At 66.4% G+C, this 20,516-nt stretch carries 17 protein-coding genes; 6 read left to right on the top strand and 11 right to left on the bottom strand.

Features of this window, described 5'->3' with window-relative positions:
* Positions 1-28: 28 nt before the first annotated feature.
* From ACLMAJ_RS32740 to cobA, 3 genes are all read right to left on the bottom strand, one after another.
* On the bottom strand, positions 29-1,489 hold the full coding sequence (locus tag ACLMAJ_RS32740) for an MFS transporter (RefSeq protein WP_412017749.1): 1,461 nt from the start codon (positions 1,487-1,489) through the stop codon (positions 29-31).
* 13 nt (positions 1,490-1,502) lie between these two features.
* Positions 1,503-3,038 (bottom strand): MFS transporter, encoded by a 1,536-nt coding sequence (locus ACLMAJ_RS32735; RefSeq protein WP_412017860.1) that lies wholly within the window; start codon positions 3,036-3,038, stop codon positions 1,503-1,505.
* Positions 3,039-3,164: 126 nt separating this feature from the next.
* Positions 3,165-4,439: a uroporphyrinogen-III C-methyltransferase gene (cobA, locus tag ACLMAJ_RS32730; protein WP_412017748.1), complete on the bottom strand. Its 1,275-nt coding sequence runs from the start codon at positions 4,437-4,439 to the stop codon at positions 3,165-3,167.
* A 72-nt stretch (positions 4,440-4,511) separates the two neighbouring features.
* Between cobA and ACLMAJ_RS32725 the strand changes: the two genes are divergently transcribed.
* Positions 4,512-5,495, top strand: coding sequence for a poly(ethylene terephthalate) hydrolase family protein (locus ACLMAJ_RS32725; protein ID WP_412017747.1), 984 nt, complete (start codon positions 4,512-4,514; stop codon positions 5,493-5,495).
* A gap of 116 nt (positions 5,496-5,611) precedes the next feature.
* The gene (locus ACLMAJ_RS32720; RefSeq protein ID WP_412017746.1) at positions 5,612-7,021 is read left to right on the top strand and encodes a purine-cytosine permease family protein; all 1,410 of its coding nucleotides are present in this window, start codon (positions 5,612-5,614) and stop codon (positions 7,019-7,021) included.
* Between the two features lie 31 nt (positions 7,022-7,052).
* Here the strand turns inward: ACLMAJ_RS32720 and ACLMAJ_RS32715 are convergent, their stop codons facing one another.
* Entirely contained in the window at positions 7,053-8,588 is a 1,536-nt protein-coding gene (locus ACLMAJ_RS32715) for a PucR family transcriptional regulator (RefSeq protein WP_412017745.1), read from the bottom strand.
* An 85-nt stretch (positions 8,589-8,673) separates the two neighbouring features.
* On the opposite strand from ACLMAJ_RS32715, the gene ACLMAJ_RS32710 reads away from it, so the two are divergent.
* Both ACLMAJ_RS32710 and ACLMAJ_RS32705 read left to right on the top strand, forming a co-directional pair.
* On the top strand, positions 8,674-9,144 hold the full coding sequence (locus tag ACLMAJ_RS32710) for a nucleoside deaminase (RefSeq protein WP_412017744.1): 471 nt from the start codon (positions 8,674-8,676) through the stop codon (positions 9,142-9,144).
* A 52-nt stretch (positions 9,145-9,196) separates the two neighbouring features.
* Entirely contained in the window at positions 9,197-10,156 is a 960-nt protein-coding gene (locus tag ACLMAJ_RS32705; protein ID WP_412017743.1) for an isopenicillin N synthase family dioxygenase, read from the top strand.
* Positions 10,157-10,176: 20 nt separating this feature from the next.
* On the opposite strand, the gene ACLMAJ_RS32700 is transcribed toward ACLMAJ_RS32705, so the two are convergent.
* Positions 10,177-11,541 (bottom strand): DoxX family protein, encoded by a 1,365-nt coding sequence (locus ACLMAJ_RS32700; RefSeq protein ID WP_412017742.1) that lies wholly within the window; start codon positions 11,539-11,541, stop codon positions 10,177-10,179.
* A 331-nt stretch (positions 11,542-11,872) separates the two neighbouring features.
* Between ACLMAJ_RS32700 and ACLMAJ_RS32695 the strand changes: the two genes are divergently transcribed.
* Together ACLMAJ_RS32695 and ACLMAJ_RS32690 are read left to right on the top strand one after the other, a co-directional pair.
* Complete coding sequence (locus tag ACLMAJ_RS32695) at positions 11,873-13,003, top strand: phosphotransferase family protein (protein ID WP_412017741.1); 1,131 nt, start codon at positions 11,873-11,875, stop codon at positions 13,001-13,003.
* 8 nt (positions 13,004-13,011) lie between these two features.
* Entirely contained in the window at positions 13,012-14,109 is a 1,098-nt protein-coding gene (locus ACLMAJ_RS32690; protein WP_412017740.1) for an Rv3169 family protein, read from the top strand.
* Between the two features lie 59 nt (positions 14,110-14,168).
* Here the strand turns inward: ACLMAJ_RS32690 and ACLMAJ_RS32685 are convergent, their stop codons facing one another.
* From ACLMAJ_RS32685 to ACLMAJ_RS32660, 6 genes are all read right to left on the bottom strand, one after another.
* Positions 14,169-14,381, bottom strand: a complete 213-nt coding sequence (locus ACLMAJ_RS32685; protein ID WP_412017739.1) for an SDR family oxidoreductase — start codon at positions 14,379-14,381, stop codon at positions 14,169-14,171.
* A gap of 45 nt (positions 14,382-14,426) precedes the next feature.
* Complete coding sequence (locus tag ACLMAJ_RS32680; protein ID WP_412017738.1) at positions 14,427-15,335, bottom strand: bile acid:sodium symporter family protein; 909 nt, start codon at positions 15,333-15,335, stop codon at positions 14,427-14,429.
* Between the two features lie 117 nt (positions 15,336-15,452).
* On the bottom strand, positions 15,453-15,833 hold the full coding sequence (locus ACLMAJ_RS32675; protein WP_412017737.1) for a cobalamin biosynthesis protein: 381 nt from the start codon (positions 15,831-15,833) through the stop codon (positions 15,453-15,455).
* A complete protein-coding gene (locus ACLMAJ_RS32670; RefSeq protein WP_412017736.1) occupies positions 15,820-17,367 on the bottom strand; it encodes a cobyrinic acid a,c-diamide synthase CobB in 1,548 nt (515 codons plus the stop codon). Before ACLMAJ_RS32670 ends, ACLMAJ_RS32675 begins: the two co-directional genes overlap by 14 nt.
* Before the next feature lie 157 nt (positions 17,368-17,524).
* The gene (gene cobO, locus ACLMAJ_RS32665; protein ID WP_412017735.1) at positions 17,525-18,139 is read right to left on the bottom strand and encodes a cob(I)yrinic acid a,c-diamide adenosyltransferase; all 615 of its coding nucleotides are present in this window, start codon (positions 18,137-18,139) and stop codon (positions 17,525-17,527) included.
* Between the two features lie 32 nt (positions 18,140-18,171).
* Positions 18,172-20,214 carry a magnesium chelatase subunit D family protein gene (locus ACLMAJ_RS32660; protein WP_412017859.1) on the bottom strand — a complete coding sequence of 681 codons (2,043 nt, stop codon included), beginning with the start codon at positions 20,212-20,214 and terminating at the stop codon, positions 18,172-18,174.
* Positions 20,215-20,516: the final 302 nt, after the last annotated feature.

Raw genomic sequence — 20,516 nt, 5'->3', positions numbered from 1 at the left:
ATTGGTGAAGCCGACGCAGCCCAGCGGGTCAGCTCTGCTGGGCTTCTTCTTGCGCGTGCTGCGCCCGTGCGACTTGATCGGGCGAATACCGCAGTGTCAGAGCAAGCAGCCCGACGAGCAGCGCGCCGATCGCCGTCACGAACAGCACCAACGTGTAACCACTGCCCAAAGCGTCGAGTTCGGTCTGCGTCATCTCCGACGGCGTACCGGTGCGCCCGCCGAGGGCCAGGGTGCGCGAGGCCGCGACCGGGGTGAGCAGCCCGATCGCGATCGGGGTACCGAGATTCAGGAAGGTCTGGCCTACCGCGGCGAGCGGGCCGATGTTATCCGGCGGTACGCCGACCAGCACGCACAGCGGGACCAGCACGATAACCATGCCGATGCCCAAACCGATCACCGTGAACAGCACCAGCAGCGTCGGCCAATAGCGCACTCCACCGTCGAGCGTCGAACCGAAGAACAACCCCATGAACAGGATCACCGACGCGACGCTCAGCAGCCAGCGCGGCGCGACCATCAGCGCGAGCTTCGCCGAAATAGCGGTTCCGATACCCGCGCCGATGGTGAACGGAATGAAGGCCACACCGGCGACCAGTGGGCTGTAACCGACGACGTTCTGAACGAACAGACCCGCGAAATAGGTTGTCGCGGCGAACAGACCGCTCGCCAGCAGGATCGCGGCGAAGGTGGTCACCCGATCACGATCATCGAATAACGACCAGGGCAAAAGCGGATTCTCCACCCGGCGTTCCGCGAAGACGAAGACGAACAGCCCCACCACACCGGCCACCAGCGATCCGACGATCAGCGGGTCGTTCCAGCCGAATCCGGGGCCTTCGGTCGCACCGAACACGATGGCGGAACAGGCGAGGGTACCGAGGAACGCGCCGCGGACGTCGATGGAAAGCCGCCGATGGCTGGTATCGCGCAACTGGTAGGCGGCCCCCAGCATGATGAGTGCGCCGATCGGCACATTGATCAAGAAGATGAATCGCCAGCTGAGCTCGGTCAGCGCACCGCCGACGACCAGACCGCCGACCGATCCGACGGCCATCATGGAACCGAATATCGCGAAGGCGTGGTTACGCACCCGGCCGGGTGCGAAAGTGCTGGCTACCAAAGCGAACGCGGTCGGCGCCGCGAGCGCCGCTCCGGTCCCCTGGATCGCGCGCGCGGCGATGATCATCCATTCGTTCTGTGCCAGACCGCAGAGCAACGAGGCCAGCGTGAACAGCGCGACACCGAGGATGAACATGCGTTTGCGACCGAATCTGTCCCCGAGACGCCCGCCCAGCAGCATGAACCCGGCCAGCGGCAGACCGTATGCGGTGATCATCCAGGCATTGCCGGAACTGGATAGTCCTAGCTCCTCTTGTAGCTTCGGAAGCGCCAGAATCACCACGGTGCCGTCGAGCACCACCATGAGCTGGAGCCCGCTCAGCACAAGAATCGCCGGACCGAACGCCCGCTGCGTCACCGGATAGTGCATCGCCGGAGCGGGACTATCGGGAGTTGAAGTCGGACCGGCGAATCACCGGGATGGGACCCGTCTGATGCGTACGGATAACCGGCATGGGACCGGTCTGCTGCGCTTCCTCTTGTGCGTGCTGTGCCTGAGCCAGTTGTTGCGGCGTGAAACGAAGCACCAGCGCGATGAAGCCCGCCGCCACCGCGACGAGCGAGCAGACCGCGAGAACCAGCGTGTACCCGCTGCCGAGCGCGAAGATCTCGGCCTCGTTCATATCCGCGGCCTTACCGGTGCGGCCGCCCATCGACATCGTGCGCGAAGCCGCGATGGGGGTGAGCAGACCGATGAACACCGGCGTTGCCAGGTTCATGAACATCTGCCCCACCGCGGACAGCGGGCCGATATCGGACGCGGGCACATCGACGAGCACGCAGAGCGGCGCGAGCACCATCGCTACACCGACACCGAAGCCCATCACGATCAGCAGCGGCAGCAAGGTCGTCAGATAGTTCACGGTGCCGTCGAGCTGCGAACCGACCAGCAATCCCGCGGAAAGAACGAAGGCCGACCCACACAGCAGCCAACGCGGCGACACCACCAACGCCGCCTTGGAGGCCAGCGCACCGCCGATGCCGATGCCGATCGTGAACGGAATCGACGCCACGCCGGCGACCAGCGGCCCGTAACCGAGCACGTTCTGCAGGAACTGCGCGACGAAGAACGTCATCGCACCGAGCACGCCGCCGGCCAGGAAGATCAACAGGAAGGTCGCGACACGATCGCGGCTGTTGAACAGCGACCACGGCAGCAGCGGATTCTCGATCTGCCGTTCCACCATCACGAAGATGATCAGCAGCAGCACACCGCCGATGAGCGCGCCGATGATCAGCGGGCTGGTCCAGCCCAGCTCCGGTCCCTCGGTCGCGCCGAACACGATGGCGGCACAGGCCAGCGTGCCGAGCACCGCGCCACGCACATCCAGCGAGGATCGGTGGTGTTCGGTGTCCGCGAGCTGGTACAACGCACCAAGAATGATCAGCGCACCGATCGGCACATTGATGAGGAAGATCCACCGCCAGGACAGCTGAGTCAGCGCACCGCCGACCACCAGACCGCCGACGGAGCCGATACCGACCATGGAGCCGACGATCGCGATCGCCTGATTGCGCGGCTTACCGGGCGCGAAAGTGGTTGCCACCAGGGCGAAGGCTGTCGGTGCCGCAATCGCCGCTCCGGCACCCTGCATGGCGCGCGCCGCGATCAGCATGGCCTCGTTCTGCGCTAACCCGCATAGCAACGAGGCGAAGGTGAACAGCCCGACACCGAGCATCAGCATGCGTTTGCGGCCGAACCTGTCGCCGAGTCTGCCGCCGAGCAACATCAGGCCAGCGAAGGTGAGACCGTAGGAGGTCACTGTCCAGGCGGCACCCGAGCTGGACATTCCCATCTCCTGCTGCAGCCGTGGCAGCGCGAAGATCACCACGGTGCCGTCGAGCACAACCATCAGCTGCAGCCCGCTCAGCACGAGTATCGCGAGCCCGAAGGCCCGCTGCGTCACCGGATACTGCATCGTCGGAGGGGGATTCTCGAGCACGGTGAGCCACTGTAGTTGACTCGGCGGTAGTGACTCGGCCCGACGCGAGTCCGGTCTGCGGAGTCACAACCGATCACGCGAGTACTTGTGATGCTCACGGCGTTATCCGTTGGCGGATCCGACGCCAGGTCGCGCCGGCTCCGCGGAGAATCCGGCCGTCGGGCCGATCACCACGATCGCCGGTGGGCGAATGCCTTCATCGCGTACCCGGGCGGCGACGGTGCCGAGGTCCGCGCGCAATACCCGTTGCGTACGCAGGGTGCCCTCTTGGATCACGGTCGCCGGAGTGTCGGCCGAACGCCCGCCTTCGATCAGCACGGCGGCGAACTTATCGATCCGCTCGACGGCCATCATCAACACGAGGGTGCCGCGCAACTTCGCCAGCGCGGACCAGTCGACGAGTGAATCCGGATGCTCCGGTGCCACATGCCCGCTGACCACCACGAATTCGTGGGTGACACCGCGGTGGGTCACCGGGATACCCGCCGCAGCGGGAACCGAGATGGGGCTGGTTATGCCGGGCACCACGGTGACCGGTATCCCGGCCGCGACGCACGCTTCCACTTCCTCGTAGCCGCGACCGAACACATACGGGTCGCCGCCCTTGAGCCGCACTACGAACTTGCCCGCCTTGACGCCCTCGACCAGTGCGATATTGATCGCCTCCTGCGCCATCGCGCGGCCGTACGGGATCTTCGCGGCGTCGATCACCTCGACGTCGGGGCCGAGTTCGGCAAGCAGTTCCGGTGGGGCCAGCCGATCGGCGATCACGAGAGTCGCCCTTGCCAGCAGCCTGCGGCCGCGCACGGTGATCAGATCCGGATCGCCGGGACCGCCGCCGACCAGTGCGACACCAGGGGTCATCGGTGTCGAATCATCGTTCACCACACCGGATTGCAGTGCCTCGAGCAGCGCGGTCCGCACCGCGGCGGAGCGCCGATGCTGCCCACCGGCGAGCACGCCGAGGGTGAGTCCGTCGTAGCGTGCCGTCGCCGGAGTGACAGCGGTTCCCAGCCTGGCGACATCGGCGCGCACGCAGAAGATGCGTCGACGGGTGGCCTCCTCGACGACGGCCGCGTTGGTCTCGGGTTCGTCGGTACAGGCGATCGCGTACCACGCGCCATCGAGATCGCCGTCCGTGTACGCGCGCAGTGTCACGGTGAGCTGCCCCGAGGTGGCCATCCCCTCGACTGCCGGGGTGACCTCACGACTGATCACGTGCACGTCCGCACCGGAGGCGATCAACAGTCCGAGTCGGCGTTGCGCGACGGTGCCACCGCCGACCACTACGACGCGGCGGCCCTCGAGATCGAGCCCGACCAGGTAGTTCGGGTCGCCAGCGGGCTGGCCATCGGTGGAGTCAGAGGTGTTCGGCACAGTGTTCGAGCCTAAGGGGTGAGGTCACGGTGTCGACAATCACCTCGCGCGGGCGTTCCTATACTCGTGCGCATGATTCGGTGGGCACGGGCGATGTGTGTGGTGGCGGCAGCGGTGACGCTGGCCGGGTTCGATGCGACAGCGGGTGTCGCGCAGGCAGATTCGCAGGCCTATGTGCCTACGCCCGGCATCGAGTCGAAATACTTCCAGGACGGGCCGTCGGCGGTGACCGAGGAACTCGGCTTCGGCTGCTGCGATTCCACCGGCGCGAAATACGATGTCTGGTACCCGGCGGATCTCGCCACCTCCACGGCAAAGCACCCGATTGTTGTCTGGGGTGACGGAACCAATGCCGTGCCGAGTCAGTACACCTACCTGCTTCGGCATTTGGCGTCGTGGGGTTTCGTGGTGATAGGCACCGAAAACCAGCAAACCGGCTCCGGTAGCGACATCCTGGGCTCGCTGAATTATCTGAAGGGTCTCGCCGCGGATCCGGCGAGCGTCTTCGCCGGGAAGCTCGACACGGCGGCGGCCGGCGCGATGGGCCATTCGCAGGGCGCGAGCGGTGTACTCAACGCGATGCGAGCGTCGCAGGGTGCGATCAAAACCGCGGTGCCGATAGAGCTTCCGGCCCAGCTCTGGTGCTCGTCGGGGGTCACCTGCGCCGACAGCCGCGCACTCACCTCGGGTTCGGTGTTCTTCGTCAACGGCTCTTCCGACCGGTTCATCTCCCCCTCGACGCAGGCGCTGCCATGGCAGGTGGTCGGGTTGCAGTCGAATCAGGCGTACTACGACGCGACCCCGGCGAACGTGCCGAAGGTGTGGGCGACACTCAACGGCCCCGACCACAATGACGTGCAAGGCCAACCGGACTGCGCGAAGGCGTCCACTCCCTGTACCAGTGGCGTTTACGGGTATCTCGGTTATCCGACGGCATGGTTGATGGCCCAGCTCGGCGGCGATGCCGAGGCCGAGGCGGCATTCCGCACCGGCTCCGGCGCATTCCTCGCACCGTCGCCGAACTGGAGCAATCAGTCCAGCACCGTCACGCGCTGAGCGGCGTGTGCCGTAGGGACGGCGAGCCACCGGTCGACGAATTGTCCGCTACAGGGTCGGCGCTGACGTACAGTTCGTCGGTTGCTGGAAACCCCACCGACGACGAGTGTTCATGCATGGCACTGACCGATGACCCGCCGCAAGCGTCCGAATACGCCGACCGCGTCATCGCGGTAGAACCCGGCGGCAACGAATACATCCCCGCCGACGCGCGGCACGGCACCCCGCGTCAAATGTTCTGGACCTGGACCTCCCCGAACCTGGAATTCGCCACCATCTTCATCGGCGTGCTGTCGGCGACCGCCTTCGGCATGAACTTCTGGCAGGCCGGGCTCGGGCTCGCGATCGGTGTCGGCCTCGGCGCGGCCGCGCACTACGTGCTGTCGGCGCGCGGGCCCGAGCACGGCGTGCCGCAGATGGTGTTGGGGCGCTTGGCATTCGGCTATCGGGGCAATGCGCTGCCCGCGGCGTTCATGTCGATCATGTGCGGTGTCGGCTGGTTCGCGACCAACAGCGTCAGCGGCGCCTTCGCGCTGAGCACCTTGACCGGGATGCCGAAGATCCTTTCGCTGATACTGATCGTGGTGGCGCAGACTGGATTTGCCGTCTTCGGCCACAATCTGGTGCACGCGTTCGAGCGGTTCGTCTTTCCGGTGCTCGCGGTGGTGTTCCTCGTCGTCACCGTCGTCATCTTGACCAAGGCCGATCTCGGCGCCCCCGCTCCGTCCGGCGGAGTGGGCGGCATGGGCGGTTTCCTGCTCACCGTCGGTACCGCGTTCGGCTATGCGGGCGGCTGGAATCCATACGCCGCGGACTACACCCGGTACCTGCCCGCCACGGTATCGAAGGTCGCCACTGGCGGTTACGCCGCGGCCGGGTTGTTCGTCTCCTGCCTGTGGCTCTCGGCGCTGGGCGCCGCGTCGGCGACCATCGCCAGCACGGTCGAGGGCAGCCCGACGGATGTTTTCACCGCCAATCTGCCCAGCGCACTGGCGAATCCGACACTGCTGGCGATCACGCTTGGCGCCGTCGCGGCCAACGCGCTCAATGTATATTCGGGGGCAATGGCGTTCGTCACCATCGGCTTGAAATTGCCGATCCGCACCCAACGCGCGGTGGTGTCCATCGGCTTCGGCGCGGTCGGATTCCTGGTCGCCTGGTGGGCACTTCCCGATGCCGCCGCAAGCTACGAGGCATTCCTGTTGATCGTCGCGTACTGGATCGGCCCGTGGCTGGGCGTGATGTTCGCCGACCAATACCTGCGCCGCGGAAGACGATTCGACGACCTGCTCTATGACCGTAGCTACACGAACTGGGGCGGCGTCGCAGCATTCCTCATCGGCCTCGTCGTCTCGATTCTGCTGTTCTCCAACCAGGCCGAGTTCACCGGCTATGTTGTCCGCGAACTACCCGACCTCGGCGACATCACCTTCTTCGTCGGATTCGCCTCAGCCCTGGTCGCCTACGTGCTGCTCGCACGCCCTCGCGGTATCGACAACGAGCCGACGGGCGCACTACACGGTTGAATAGCTGCGGCTTCCGGTCGACACGCCACAGTCAGGTCACGGCGGCGAGTCGGTGGGCACACAGGGCGAGGAGAAGGGTTCCGGCGAGGGCGGGAGTGCCGGGGTCGTAGCCGAGGAGGTCGCGGATTCGGTCGAGCCTTTGGTAGAGGGATTGGCGGCCGATGTGCAGCGCGGTGGCGCAACGGGTGGGGCTGCCGCCGTGGCGGAGGTACACCTCGAGAGTGCGGGACAAGTTGCTGTGATGGGTTGCGTCCCAAGCGATCAGCGGGGCGATCGTGGTGGCGATCAGGCGGGCGCGTTCGGTTTCGGGGAGTGATTCGACGACGAGCTCGGTGGCCAGTTCACGACAGGTGGAGATGGGGCTGCCCACCAGCCGGTCGCGGCGCTGGCGGGTGGCCACACGGAGTGCGGAGCGAGTGGCTTCGAGCGAACCGGTGAGCGCGGCCGAGGTGAACTCGGATGGATCACCGACCACGATGGTGACACCCTCGATGGTGTTGGTGGCAAAGGACTTTCGCAGTACCCGCACGGTCTCGCCGACCGGATCCGGTCCCGTCTGCTCGACGGCGAGCACGCCGTAGGTGGTGGCATGCACCTCCGCGACCAGACCTGGCCTGCCGAGTTCCTTTGCCGCGGTGTCCAAGAGACGGGCGGCGATGCGGGCGTCCGGGGCGTCGATGGCCACCGGAACCGAGATTCGACCCGGCACTGTCAGAAAGCTCGCGGCCGCTGCGCGCACCTCGAGATCGGCCTGTCGAATCGGCTTGCCGTCCAGCAGATCGGCGAGCAGTGTCGTCGCCGCGAGCTGTGGTCGGCCGGTCGGCGCGCCCGAGTTCGCCAGGGCAAGAGCGATACTCGGCGCGGATTGTTCGAGTACCGCGGCGAGGGAGGCTGGATCCAGCACCGATCCGGGTCCCGCGGTGAGCGTTCCCCAGGTGTTCTCTCGCGCCCGGATCGGCGCGAACGCGGCGGCGGATTCCACAGCGGCCCAAGCGGATCGGTCGTCATCTACCCCGTGCGCGGCGATCAGCGCGCCGCTACCACTCGTCACGATGAGCGCGCACTCGGCGACCGCGGCTATGCGCCCGAGCAGATGCGCCACCCCGTTGCCCGCCGCGAGCTCACCGGTGAGATCGCGCGCCAACTCGTTGAGCAAGCGCAGCGACCGCACCTCGCGCGACACGATCTCGGTATTGGCGGAACGGCACAGGTCGATAAACGGCACCACCGTCCGCAGCGCGATCAGCGGCAAACCATTACGCGAGGCTTCCTCCACCATGTCCGGTGGCATCGTGTCGAAGGTGCGGCCAAGTTCGAAAGCCACTCCCGCGACCCCGCGACCCGCGATCTCGCGTATGTAGTGCCGCCGGGTCCCCGCATCGACGCCTGCCAAGCCGAGACCGGTGGTCAACAACAATTCGCCGCCCGAAAGCAGCGGACTGATTTCGTAGATCTCGCTCGAATGCACCCAGCGCACCGCCCGCTTCAACTTGCTCCTACCCGCCAGGACGAGTGGATCGGCCGCGCTGAACTGATCGGCGAGCAGCTCGCGAACGGTGGGCAACATACGGTCATCTTGTCATCCATCTCCCCGAGCGATACGGACGATCTGTACGTTGCGGCGCGGACCCGATTGCTTGGAGGGTTGAGCCATGACGCAGGTACCGGCACAACAGTTGCTCGAGGTGGCCTACGACGAGGCGCTACGCGGCCTGTCCGAGGGTGGTATTCCGATCGGCGCTGCCTTGTTCGCCACGGACGGCACGCTGCTGGGTCGCGGCCGCAATCGCCGCGTCCAGTCCGGCGATCCCAGCATCCATGCCGAGACCGACGCCTTCCGCGCGGCGGGCCGCCGTCGCGACTACGGCTCGACGATCATGGTGACGACGCTGTCGCCGTGCTGGTATTGCAGTGGGCTGGTGCGCCAGTTCGGCATCGGCGCGGTGATCGTCGGCGAATCGCAGACCTTCTACGGCGGCCATGATTGGCTGGCCGAGCACGGTGTCGAGGTCACCGTCCTGGAAGACCAGCGCCTCATCGACCTGATGACCGAATTCATCGCCGACAAGCCCGCACTGTGGAACGAGGACATCGGCGTCGCGGACGACATCGAGGCTCGATGAGCGCAACGGACGGTCGCTCGACAACCACCGATCGACACAAGGAAGGCCGCACATGAACGCGATCACCTCCATCGACCTCACCGCATGGCGCGCGGGCGGCACTTCGGCGGCCGAGGTCGAGCGCGAAGTGGACGAGGGGTTGCGGCGCGCCGGATTCCTCCTGGTCTACGGGCACGGCTTGCCGCAGGAGCTGCCCGCGGCGGTGCGCGCGGCGGCCCGGCGCTTCTTCGCACTGCCGGAGCAGGTGAAGGAGCGCTACGCCGTCACCGTCGGCGGTCGCGGTTGGATCGGTCCCGGCAAGGAGGCAAACGGCTACGCCGAGGGCACCGAGACCCCACCGGACCTGAAGGAGACCTTCGCCATCGGGGCGGACACCAGGACCGGCGACCCGCGGGTCGACGACGTCTGGTTCCTGCCGAACGTGTGGCCCGACGAGGTGATCGAGCTGCGGGAACTGCTGAGCACTTACACCGCCGCCATGCGGACACTGTCGGATGAACTGCTCGCACTGTTCGCCGCCGCACTTCACTTGCCCGCCAACCCTTTCGAAGGACTCGCCGGGCGACCGACCTGGACCTGCAATATCAACCACTACCCGCCGCTGACGGTGGTCGGCGCACCGGAGCCCGGCCAGTTCCGCATCGGCCCGCACACCGATTTCGGCACCGTCACCGTCCTGGACCGCGAGCCGGGCGCGGGCGGATTGCAGGTCTATACCGAGGCCGGAGGGTGGGCCGACGCACCCTACGACCTGGCCGCTCTCACAGTGAATATCGGTGACCTACTTGCCTATTGGAGCGGCGAGCGGTGGCCTTCCGGTCGGCACCGGGTGCTGCCACCTCAGGCACAGGCCCCGGAAGAGGATCTCGTCTCCCTGATCTATTTCTACGAACTCGACCACGACGCCGTCGTCACACCGTTGGCACCGCCGATCGGCGAGGTGAGCGGTCTGCCGCCGGTGGTTTCCGCCGAATTCCTGCGCACCCGGCTGGATGCCATCACGGTCGGCTGACCTGGACATCGGGTCAGCGGTCAGTGAAAGTACGGATAGTCCTGGACCCAGTGGAAACCGCGATTGCGCAGGGGGAAACTGTCGAGATTCAGCTCATCCAAGAACACTGTCACCGGTCGGCCGCTCAGCTGCCCTCGCAGGATGAGCCGATCAGGATCCGGCTGTTCGAACGTGAACGAAGCCAACTGGCTCGGCTGCGCCGAGGTTTCCTGTGCGCGTTCGGAAAGGACAATGGTCCTTGCGTCCCGGTCGATCACAGCCTCGATCGGCACGCGACTGCCGTCCATGCGCTGATACGTCGCACCGTCGGTGTCGAAAACCAGTCGCTGCCAACGGTTCTGCTCGGTGGTCAGCGGCGGCAGCGCAGCACCGTCCATGTCGAAATCCGTCACATTCCAGATCCCATACAGCGACGGTTTCGGCGCGCCGCCACCGTATTCGCGCCAACTGTCCCAGCCGATCTGCACACAACCGATCAACACCCAGATACCGAGGAAGATCTGCGCCGTGGTGGCGATCCGTTCGGCTCGCTGCGTGCGAAACAGTCGCGGCTGGGTCGCGGGTTCCGAGGGCCGTTCCAGCACAAGGACATTCGCCAGCCTGCGTGTCTGCGGCGCCAGCAAAACCAGGCAAAGCAACACCAGATGGAAGGACAGAATCTTCACCGGGACGTCGAAGGTCATGTTCAACACGAACACCTGCGCCAGGCTCACCAGACTCAACATCGCGCCGAGTGTCGCGGTCCGCGCGAGGACCAGCAGTAGGCCGCCGAGCACTTCCGCGCAGCCGAGCAGAATCTCGTACGGATGCGAACTGCCGACCTGCATCCACAGCACCGACATCGGGCTGAAGTCGCCGTAGGGCTGTAGCAAGGCGGCCAACGGCGGGCTCGGCATCTGTGTCGGAATGACTTTCGCTATTCCGTAGAAGATCATCTGACCGGCCAGACACAGCCGGATGAAGACCAGGAACCAGGCATTCGGCCTGGTGTACTCGCTGCGGCGGTCGAGTGCGGTCCAGATGCCGGTGATCACCGCGGCTACTACCAACAGGCAGAAGACCAGCACCCAGATGACCGCCTGGTCGCCGCTGCCCGAATCGTGCAGAACCGCATCGATGCCGAAAACCTGCCTGCCGACCCAGCTGGTGACCGGGTCGAGTGTCTTCATCTGCCAGAGGATCGCGTCGTCGGGGAGCCATTGCCCGGCAAGCCCGGTGAATACGAAGGTGATCTGTGCGAACACCAGGCTGAACAGCCCGAAGTAAGCCACACACATGCGGAAGGCCACCCGAGTGATCGAGTTCCAACTCGGGTTATCGCCCTCGGCGGACGAATCCCGTTGCGGCCGAATACGAGTTCGATCCGGACTGACTATCGCACCCACACGATCTCCCTGCCTGACGATGAAATGGTGACCGCTCGAAACTATCGAGGCCCACCACCGGTCGTCCTCAGAGCGAACCCCCGTCTATGTCGTGGTGCTGACCCCACCAGGATCGGGGTGCCGGTAGTCCGGTCGGCATCGGCTCGGTACGGTCCGGGGTCACCACCGCCGCGAGAGCCGGCAGGGTGAATACGAAGGATGACTACACGGTGCTGTCAAGCACCGATGCCGCTTAGTGAGCGGCCTTGCACTTTCTTGCCGTTTTGATGGCCATATAGAACTAGAACGCGTTACATTCTGGCCGAAGGTTCATGGTGCAGGAGGATAAGATATGGCCGAAGATCCCGATCCCACCGCGCAGCGACAGCTGACTGTCAGCGACCGCGATCTCGATGCCCTCGCCGAGGATTTATCCCGGTGGCTGGACTCGAAGGTCTCCGCCGACCATCCGCCGAAGATCTCGGCACTGTCGCGTCCGCAGGGCGCCGGGATGTCGAGCCCTACGGTGTTGTTCGACGCCGAATGGAGCGTGGACGGCAGGCTCGAGGCCGGATCGTTCGTCGCGCGGATGACGCCGGAGGCCGAGTCGTTCCCGGTATTCGAAAACTATGATCTGGAAACGCAATACAAGATCATGGCGGGTGTCGCGGAGGCATCCGATGTGCCGGTGCCGGAGCTGCGCTGGCTGGAGACTGACGAGAAACCGCTGGGCACAAAGTTTTTCGTGATGAAGCGGATCGACGGGCGGGTGCCGGCGGATAATCCGCCGTACGTGTTCATCGGCTGGCTGTTCGACGCGAGCCCCGAGCAGCGCGCCCAGCTCACCGCCAATACCGTCGAGGTCATCGCGAAGGTGCACGCGATCAAGGACCCGGCCACCCGATTCCCCATGCTCGACGGCCCCGGCCAAGCGTTGCGCAGGCATGTCGAGTGGCATCGCAAGTGGTACCGGTGGGCGCTGGCCGACGACGGTTACTCGATCCCGATCATCGAGCGTGCCTTCGACTGGCTCGACGCGCACTGGCCCGCCGACCCCGGTCCCGATGTGCTCGCGTGGGGAGACTCGCGACCGGGCAACATCCTCTACGACGGATTCGAACCGGTCGGCGTGCTGGACTGGGAGATGGCCGGACTCGGGCCGCGCGAGCTGGACATCGCCTGGCTCATCTTCATCCATCGGTTCTTCCAGGACATCGCCACCCGCTTCGAACAACCCGGCCTCGCGGATTTCCTGCGCCGCGACGACATCGTCGCCAAATACGAAGAGGTCACCGGATATACGGTCCGCGACCTCGACTTCTACATCGTCTACGCCGCACTGCGGCACGCGATCGTGATGGCGAGGGTCAAGCGCAGGATGATCCATTTCGGCGAAGACACCGACACACCCGACCGCGATGACTACGTGATGCACCGAGCGAGCCTCGAGGCGCTGCTCGCCGGAACCTACGAGTGGGATTGAGACCAGCCATGCCTGTGCCCTTGGACGAATACCCGATCCATCAGACGCACCTGTCGCTGGCCCGGGTGGCCAGCAGCGACCGGAACTTCTACGACAGAAGTTATTTCAACGGCCACAACCGTGACGGTGGCACCTTCTTCGTCACCGGCTTCGGCGTCTACCCGAATCTCGGCGTGACCGACGCCTATGTCGCCGTCCGGCGTGGTGACACCCAGCGCTCGGTCCGTTTCTCCGACGCGCTCGGCGACCGCAGCCTCGACCAGCAGGTCGGCGGCTACCGCATCGAGATACTCGAACCGCTGCAACGCATCCGGGTGATCTGTGAGCATGACGACCTCAGTCTCGACCTCACCTGGGAAGGCTCGTTTCCCACCGTCCAGGAACAGCCGCACCTGATCCTCAACGGCAACCGACCGATCATTCAGGCGACCCGCTTCGCGCAGGTCGGCTCCTGGGCGGGGACGCTGCAAGTCGATGGCACGGACTTCACCGTCGACCCGGACGTCTGGATGGGGACAAGGGACCGCTCCTGGGGCATCCGACCGGTCGGCGAGCCCGAGCCGCCCGGGCGGGCCGCCGCGGAGCCCTCCGGCGGATTCTGGTGGATGTATGTGCCGATTCGCTTCGACGATTTCGCCATCGTGATCATCGTGCAGGAGGAGCCGGACGGCACCCGCACCCTCAACGACGCGGTCCGTATCTTCCCCGACGGCCGCACCGAGCAGCTGGGCTGGCCGCGCATCCACATCGACTACCGTTCCGGCACAAGGCATCCCGTAGGCGCGCGACTGGAACTCAGCACGCCCGACGGTAAACCGCTGGAGGTCGAAATCAAGACCGTCACCAACCTCGCCCTGCATGTCGGCTGCGGCTACGGCGGCGACCCCGACTGGCTGCACGGCCGCTGGATGGGCCGCGAATGGTCCTCCAGCAGCAGCTACGACCTCACCGACCCTGCCGTCGCGAGCCGAGTCCCCTACGGCGTCATCGACCATGTCGCCCACGCCCGCTGCGGCGACGCCGAAGGCTGGGGCCTGTTCGAACACGCCAGCCTCGGCCGCCACGACCCCACCGGCTTCGCCGACTGGGGTTCGGTAGCGCCGTAATCCTCGCCGCCGGATAGGCATGACCTACCCGGCGGCAACCAGGTCGAAGCGGTGGCTAGTCAGAGGTGGGCGTGTATGCCGATGCCGCCGGAAACGATGAGGTTGTCGCCGGTGATGTAGCCGGCGGCATCCGAGGCGAGGAAGGCCGCGGCTTCGGCGATGTCAGCGGGAGCACCGATGCGGCCGAGCGGGACGTCCTGAACCCAGGAGTCGATCATTTCCTGGGGGACGCCCAGCTTGCGCTGGTCCAACGCATCGCACAGGTCATGCACAACCCGACGGCCCAGACAGGCCAGTTCCTCCGCGCAGGCGTGCACTCAGGCCGTTTCGGGCACACCGGGGCTGACCGGATCCACGGGCGCCGGTTCGGCCTGCCGTCGCGTAATGAGCCACCCGACGGTCGCGGCCAGCGGAAACATCAGGGCACCGTAAACCCCTGCCGGGATCGCCATTTCCGTGCTGTCGAGGACGCTGATGGCAATCGCGATGGCAAGGGCGCTGTTGTGGACGCCGATCTCCATCGAGCAGGCGATCGCCTGCCGGTAGTCGACACCGAACCAGCGCGGTACGAAATAGCCGACGGTCAGGCTGATGAGGCAGAACACCACGACAATGGCGCCGACCTCGAGCAGGTAGGAGGTCAGGTTGTCGAGGTCGCCTGCCGCGGCCCCCAGGATAACGAGCAGCAATGCGAGCGCCGAACCGATCCGCGCCGGCCGGTCCATCCGGTCGGCGAAGGCGGCAGCCAGCCGTCGCACCAACATCCCGATGACGACCGGGATCAAGACCATCGCGAACACCTGAACGACCTTGCCGAATTGCAGGCCTACCGCGCCTGCCGCACCATCCGAATCAAAATAGTTGATGGCGAAGTTGGTGATCAACGGCACCGTCACCACCGCGATGACCGAATTTACCGCGGTCAGCGACACATTCAGCGCGACATCCCCACGGAACAGATGACTGAGCAGGTTCGCCGTCGTGCCGCCCGGCGACGATGCGAGCAACATCATCCCGACCGCGAGAATCGGTGACAGATCGAACACCAGCACGAGTCCGAAGGCAACCGCGGGCAATACGAGCAACTGGCAGCCCAAGGCTATGGCCACAGTCCGCGGATTCCGCGCGATGCGCGTGAAGTCTTCGGTGGTCAGCGATAGCCCGAGCCCGAACATGATGATGGCCAAAGCCAGGGGCAGCGCGACAGATACGAGCGAAGAGTCCATGCTGTTCCTCAATCATCCAACCGGACCCACCGAAGGGTCCATTATTCTGAAACCGATACGTCTCAAAATGCCTGCAGATTAGCCAGGCGTAATCCCCTCCGCAACAAGGCCGTCCAGTCAGCGGGACACCGGTGCGGGTCGCTGGAGGGCGGCGGCGATGACGATGCCGTCGATTGTGCGCTTAGGGATTACCAAAGGGCCGTTGGCTGCCAGGGTTGCGGCGGCTTCGGCGACGCTGGGGGTGCCCAGGAGAGTGTTGGTGCGGGTTGACGGATTCGGGACGGGGACTCGGGATAGTTCTTCGGCGGTGTAGGCGCGCAGCGGGATGTCGAGGTGGGCGGCGACGGCGCGTACGCCGGGCTCGGCGGCTCGGCCGTCGAGGGTTGCCAGGCAAACGATGGGGTTGTCGCCCAGTGCTTCTCGGATGGCCGAGAGGATGCGCTCGGCCGAGGTGTTCGGGCGTAGGCCGAGGCCGACGGCTAGTTCAGGTGGTGGCACGGGTGTGTGCGTAGTCGGCGGCCGCGGCGACGAAACGGGCTATGGCTTCCGGGTTTCCGGCTGGGTGGGTGTGTAGGTAGGACGCGTGCACGTGGTGGGTGAGTGCGCCCTCGCGGATTCGTTCGCCGCCGACGTGCCAACCCCAGGCGGGGGTGGCGGTGCCCGTGGCGACGAGCCGGGTGCGGTGGAATTCGTGGCCGCGCACGCGCTCCCCTGCTCGCCACAGCGCAGAGTCGGTCAGTGCCACCGCATCTCGATAGCCGAGGGTCAGGCGCGGTCCGAATTCCGCTGTCGCGTCGACTACACCGGCCATCGCGTGGCCGTCCAGCGATCGGGTGAGATACAGCAGTCCGGCGCATTCGGCGTGCACCGGCAGCCCGCGGCGAGCCTGCTGGGCCACCTGCGCGAGGAGAGCGGCATTGGCAGCCAGATCGGCGGCGTGCTCCTCAGGAAATCCGCCCGGTAGCACCAGACCTGCTGTGCCGGTGGGGAGTTCGTCATGCATCGGGTCGAAGACAACCACCTGCGCACCCGCCGCGACCAATAGTTCGCGATGCTCGGCGTACCCGAAGGTGAAGGCAGGACCACCGGCCATGGCGATCACCGGGTCGAAACCCGCAACCACAGCAGAAGGCCCGGAGGCACGCCTGTGCGGGGACGTCACCGCACCAGAACCACCCGCTATCGCAGCACGCCCGCTATCCGCGGACGCGACCACACCGGACCGACCTGTCTCAGCGCGGTGCGCCGGATCGGGCGGCATCAGCTCCATTCCCGGATCCCATATCGGACCGGCGGCCGTCGAGTGGGCGAGTGCCGCGATGGCGTGTAGATCGAGGTGGGCGGCAACGAGATCCGTCATCGCTTCGACAGCGGCGGTCGCGGCGACGCCATGTTCGACGGCGGGAATGAGGCCGAGGTGTCGGGAAGGGACTTCGAGTTCGGCCATTCGCGGCAATGATCCGAGTACGGCCAGGCCCACGCGGTCGCAGGCTGCGCGCAAGACCTGATCGTGGCGTTCGCTGCCGACGCGGTTGAGGATCACGCCACCGAGGCGGATCGTACTGTCGAAGGTGGCGAAGCCGTGCAGGAGTGCGGCGAGGCTTTGACTGTGGCCGCGCGCGTCGACAACCAACACCACTGGCGCGCCGAGCAATCCGGCGACTTGCGCGGTAGAGCCCTCCGCGATCGCGCCGGACTGGTTCTCGTCGATGCGGCCGTCGAACAGCCCCATCACGCCCTCGACCACCGCGAGGTCACACCCCTGCGCACCGTGCCGATACAGCGGCACAACACGTTCCATGCCAACAAGCACCGGATCGAGATTGCGGCCCGGACGCCCCGCGGCAAGCCCGTGATACCCCGGATCTATGTAATCGGGCCCAACCTTGAACGGCGCCACCCGATGTCCCGCCCGTCGTAACGCCCCGATCAACCCCGTCGCCACCGTCGTCTTCCCACTCCCCGACGCCGGAGCCGCAACCACAACCGCGGGAACACTCACCACGGCCTCCCCGGGAGCACACTCTGCCATCCCGCACCCAGGACGGCTTCCGCCAGCAGGCGCGATCCTCCGGCCACCGGATTCGCCGCACCAGGCAGCGCCACGACCAATCCCGTTGCGGCCGCAGCCTTCCCGCTTCGCAGCACAGCCAGGCGGCACGCACCCCCGAAGCACGCCGAGGCGAGAGTCACCATTCGATGCCTCGTTGGCCTTTTCGGCCTGTGTCCATGGGGTGTTTCAGCTTGGTCATTTCGGTGACGAGGTCGGCGACATCGATGAGGGCTTGTGGGGCGTCGCGGCCGGTGATGACGACATGTTGGTTGCCTGGGCGGTTTTGTAGTGTCTCGACGACCTCGTCGATGTCGACCCAACCCCACTTCAGCGGGTAGGTGAATTCGTCGAGAACGTAGAAGCGGTGTTGCTCGGCCTCGAGTCGGCGGGCGATTTCCTGCCAGCCCGCGAGCGCGGCGGCGGCGTGGTCTTCGTCGCTGCCGGGCTTGCGGGTCCACGACCAGCCTTCGCCCATCTTGTGCCATTCGACCGCACCGCCTGCGCCGGTCTCCTCATGCAGGCGGCCGAGGGTACGAAAAGCGGCTTCCTCGCCCACTTTCCATTTAGCGCTCTTCACGAACTGGAATACCGCGACATCGAACCCCTGGTTCCAGGCACGCAATGCCATCCCGAACGCCGCGGTCGACTTGCCCTTACCCGGCCCGGTGTGCACCGCGAGCACGGGCTGATTCCGCCGCTGGCGCGTGGTCAGCCCATCATCGGGAACGGTCTCCGGCACACCTTTAGGCATCGAAACTCCTTGGTAGTCCATTGATCAGAAGGTCAGGCGGCTCGCGGCGCGGTGCGCCCGCCGCTGCGACCGGAGCCCGCGCGGACGATGTCGGCGACCGAATCGCCGGTCAGTTCGCCCAGTTGCAGATAACCGGCACGCAGGTTGCGGGCCAGGTCGGCGGCGAGGCCGAGGCGAATCATGCCGCGTTCGCAGTCGACGACGATCGAGGTCACTGCTTCGTTGGCCAGCATGGACGCAGCGGTGCGGGCTCGGGGCAGCGGGTCGGTGCCTCCGGTAGCGCGACCGTCGGTGAGGAGCACGAGCATGGGGCGGCGACGGGGGTCGCGGACTCGTTCGCGGTGCACCACTTCGCGGGCCTTCATCAGGCCCGAGGCGAGTGGAGTTTTGCCGCCGGTGCGCATGCCGGACAGGCGGCGGACCGCGATATCGACCGAGGAGGTCGGCGGCAGGACGAGTTCCGCCTCCTGGCCGCGCACGGTGATCACCGCGACCTTGTCACGGCGCTGATAGGCGTCGCGCAGCAGGGTGACGATGGCTCCGGTGACCGCGGAAAGCCGGTCCCTCGCCGCCATGGATCCGGACGCGTCGACCACGAAGATGACCAGATTGCCTTCGCGCCCTTCGCGATACGCACCGCGCAGGTCTTCGGCCGCCAGCTTCAGCGGGCCGTCGCCGCGGCCACGGGCGCGCTGGTGGGGTGCGGCCGCGAAGATGGTACCGAGCAAATGCAGTCCGGCGGAGGTGTCGGCGCTGGAACGGACCGTGCGGCCCTGCCTCGTCTGCGCGCGGGAACGGCGGCCTGCCGCGCCCTCGCCGACGCCGGGGACTTCCCAGCGCGGCGGTGTCACGACCGATGAAGCGGGAGTACCGGTTCGGCCTTCGCGAGCGGCGGGCGATCGACCGCCGCCGGGCCCACCGTCGGGAGAGTCAGGGCCGCCGTCGGGATCGTCGTCCGATCCGTCGGATCCGCCGTCCGGGGCGTCCGGTCCCCTGTCCGGATCGAGATCGTCGCTTCCGCTGCTATCGCCCGAAGCAGATTGATCCGCCTGGTCAAGTCCGAATTCGCCTTGCTCCCCAGGGCTTTCACCCGCCTGCTCGGTACGCGCTTCCTCGCCCGCATCGCGCATCGCGTCGTCGAGCTGCTCCTCGCTGATGCCGGGCTCATCGAACGGATCGCGGCGGCGGCGGTGCGGCAATGCCAGCTCCGCGGCAACCCGCACATCCTCTTCGGACACCGAGTCGGCGCCACGCCACGCCGCGTGCGCGGTCGCGGTTCTGGCAACCACCAGGTCCGCGCGCATTCCGTCCACATCGAAAGACGCGCACAGCGCGGCGATTCGGCGCAACTCCACATTATCGAGCCGCACACCGGCGACGCGGTCGCGCGCGGTGAGGATCCGCTCGGCGATATCCAGGTCCGCGGCTGCGTAACTCGCGGCGAACCCGCCCGGGTCCGCTTCGTAGTCCAGCCTGCGGCGCACCACAGCCATCCGCACATCCACCTCGCGTGAGGCCACGACGTCGACGGTCAGCCCGAACCGGTCGAGCAGCTGCGGACGCAGCTCACCTTCCTCCGGGTTCATGGTTCCCACCAGCACAAACCGCGCCGGATGCGAATGCGAGACACCGTCGCGCTCGATGTGCACCCGCCCCATCGCCGCCGCGTCGAGCAGCACGTCCACCAGATGATCGTGCAGCAGGTTCACTTCATCGACGTAGAGCACGCCATGATGAGCGGCCGCGAGCAATCCGGGCCGGAACGCCTGCTCCCCGTCCCGCAGCACCCGCTCCAGATCCAGAGATCCGACCACGCGGTCTTCTGTGGCCCCCACCGGCAGCTCGATCAGTCGCGCGGGCCGCGCGCCCGTCTCGTCCACGACGGGCGGCAGCAACTGCGCGAGCGCCCGCACCACGGTCGACTTGGCGGTGCCCTTTTCCCCACGCACCAGCACGCCGCCGATCCCCGGATGCACCGCACACAGGATCAACGCAAGCTGCAGCCGCTCCTGCCCCACCACAGCGGAGAACGGGAACCCGGCCTCACCGTCCGCGCCAGGACGCGAACCGATCAGTGCGGGAACTTGCGGTGCGGTTTCCGTATGGGACAAGGACACGTCCCAACTCTATTCACGCCCTACCCGCCGATTCCCGGCACCCTCCAACAGTCCCGGACCTGCGACTGAGCATTCGCCATCAGCTCGCGCCCCCCGACGGGGCATCCACCGAGCCGCATCATCCCCACTCACGCGCCCACTCCGGCACGACCCCGCATTCCGAGCGAAGCGAGACCGAGCACTAGAGTTCGCGGCCCGTCTCGCTTCCGAGCAGTCGAAGCGCATGCGCCGAAGGCGCGAGTCTCGACTGCTCGGAAGCG

The sequence above is a fragment of the Nocardia arseniciresistens genome (assembly GCF_046764875.1).
GTDB classification, from domain to species: domain Bacteria; phylum Actinomycetota; class Actinomycetes; order Mycobacteriales; family Mycobacteriaceae; genus Nocardia; species Nocardia arseniciresistens.
Note: the sequence above shows the minus strand (reverse complement) of the source record. Positions and strands in the feature narration are given on the sequence as shown.

Bases quoted from the DNA above. Each gene is read 5' to 3' on its own strand.
- ACLMAJ_RS32690 (WP_412017740.1), top strand. From the start codon at position 13,012: ATGCCTGTGCCCTTGGACGAATACCCGATCCATCAGACGCACCTGTCG.
- ACLMAJ_RS32705 (WP_412017743.1), top strand. From the start codon at position 9,197: ATGAACGCGATCACCTCCATCGACCTCACCGCATGGCGCGCGGGCGGC.
- ACLMAJ_RS32735 (WP_412017860.1), bottom strand. From the start codon at position 3,038: ATGCAGTATCCGGTGACGCAGCGGGCCTTCGGGCTCGCGATACTCGTG.
- ACLMAJ_RS32740 (WP_412017749.1), bottom strand. From the start codon at position 1,489: ATGCACTATCCGGTGACGCAGCGGGCGTTCGGTCCGGCGATTCTTGTG.
- ACLMAJ_RS32725 (WP_412017747.1), top strand. From the start codon at position 4,512: ATGATTCGGTGGGCACGGGCGATGTGTGTGGTGGCGGCAGCGGTGACG.
- ACLMAJ_RS32695 (WP_412017741.1), top strand. From the start codon at position 11,873: ATGGCCGAAGATCCCGATCCCACCGCGCAGCGACAGCTGACTGTCAGC.
- ACLMAJ_RS32710 (WP_412017744.1), top strand. From the start codon at position 8,674: ATGACGCAGGTACCGGCACAACAGTTGCTCGAGGTGGCCTACGACGAG.
- ACLMAJ_RS32715 (WP_412017745.1), bottom strand. From the start codon at position 8,588: ATGTTGCCCACCGTTCGCGAGCTGCTCGCCGATCAGTTCAGCGCGGCC.
- ACLMAJ_RS32680 (WP_412017738.1), bottom strand. From the start codon at position 15,335: ATGGACTCTTCGCTCGTATCTGTCGCGCTGCCCCTGGCTTTGGCCATC.
- ACLMAJ_RS32720 (WP_412017746.1), top strand. From the start codon at position 5,612: ATGGCACTGACCGATGACCCGCCGCAAGCGTCCGAATACGCCGACCGC.
- cobO (WP_412017735.1), bottom strand. From the start codon at position 18,139: ATGCCTAAAGGTGTGCCGGAGACCGTTCCCGATGATGGGCTGACCACG.
- ACLMAJ_RS32670 (WP_412017736.1), bottom strand. From the start codon at position 17,367: ATGGCAGAGTGTGCTCCCGGGGAGGCCGTGGTGAGTGTTCCCGCGGTT.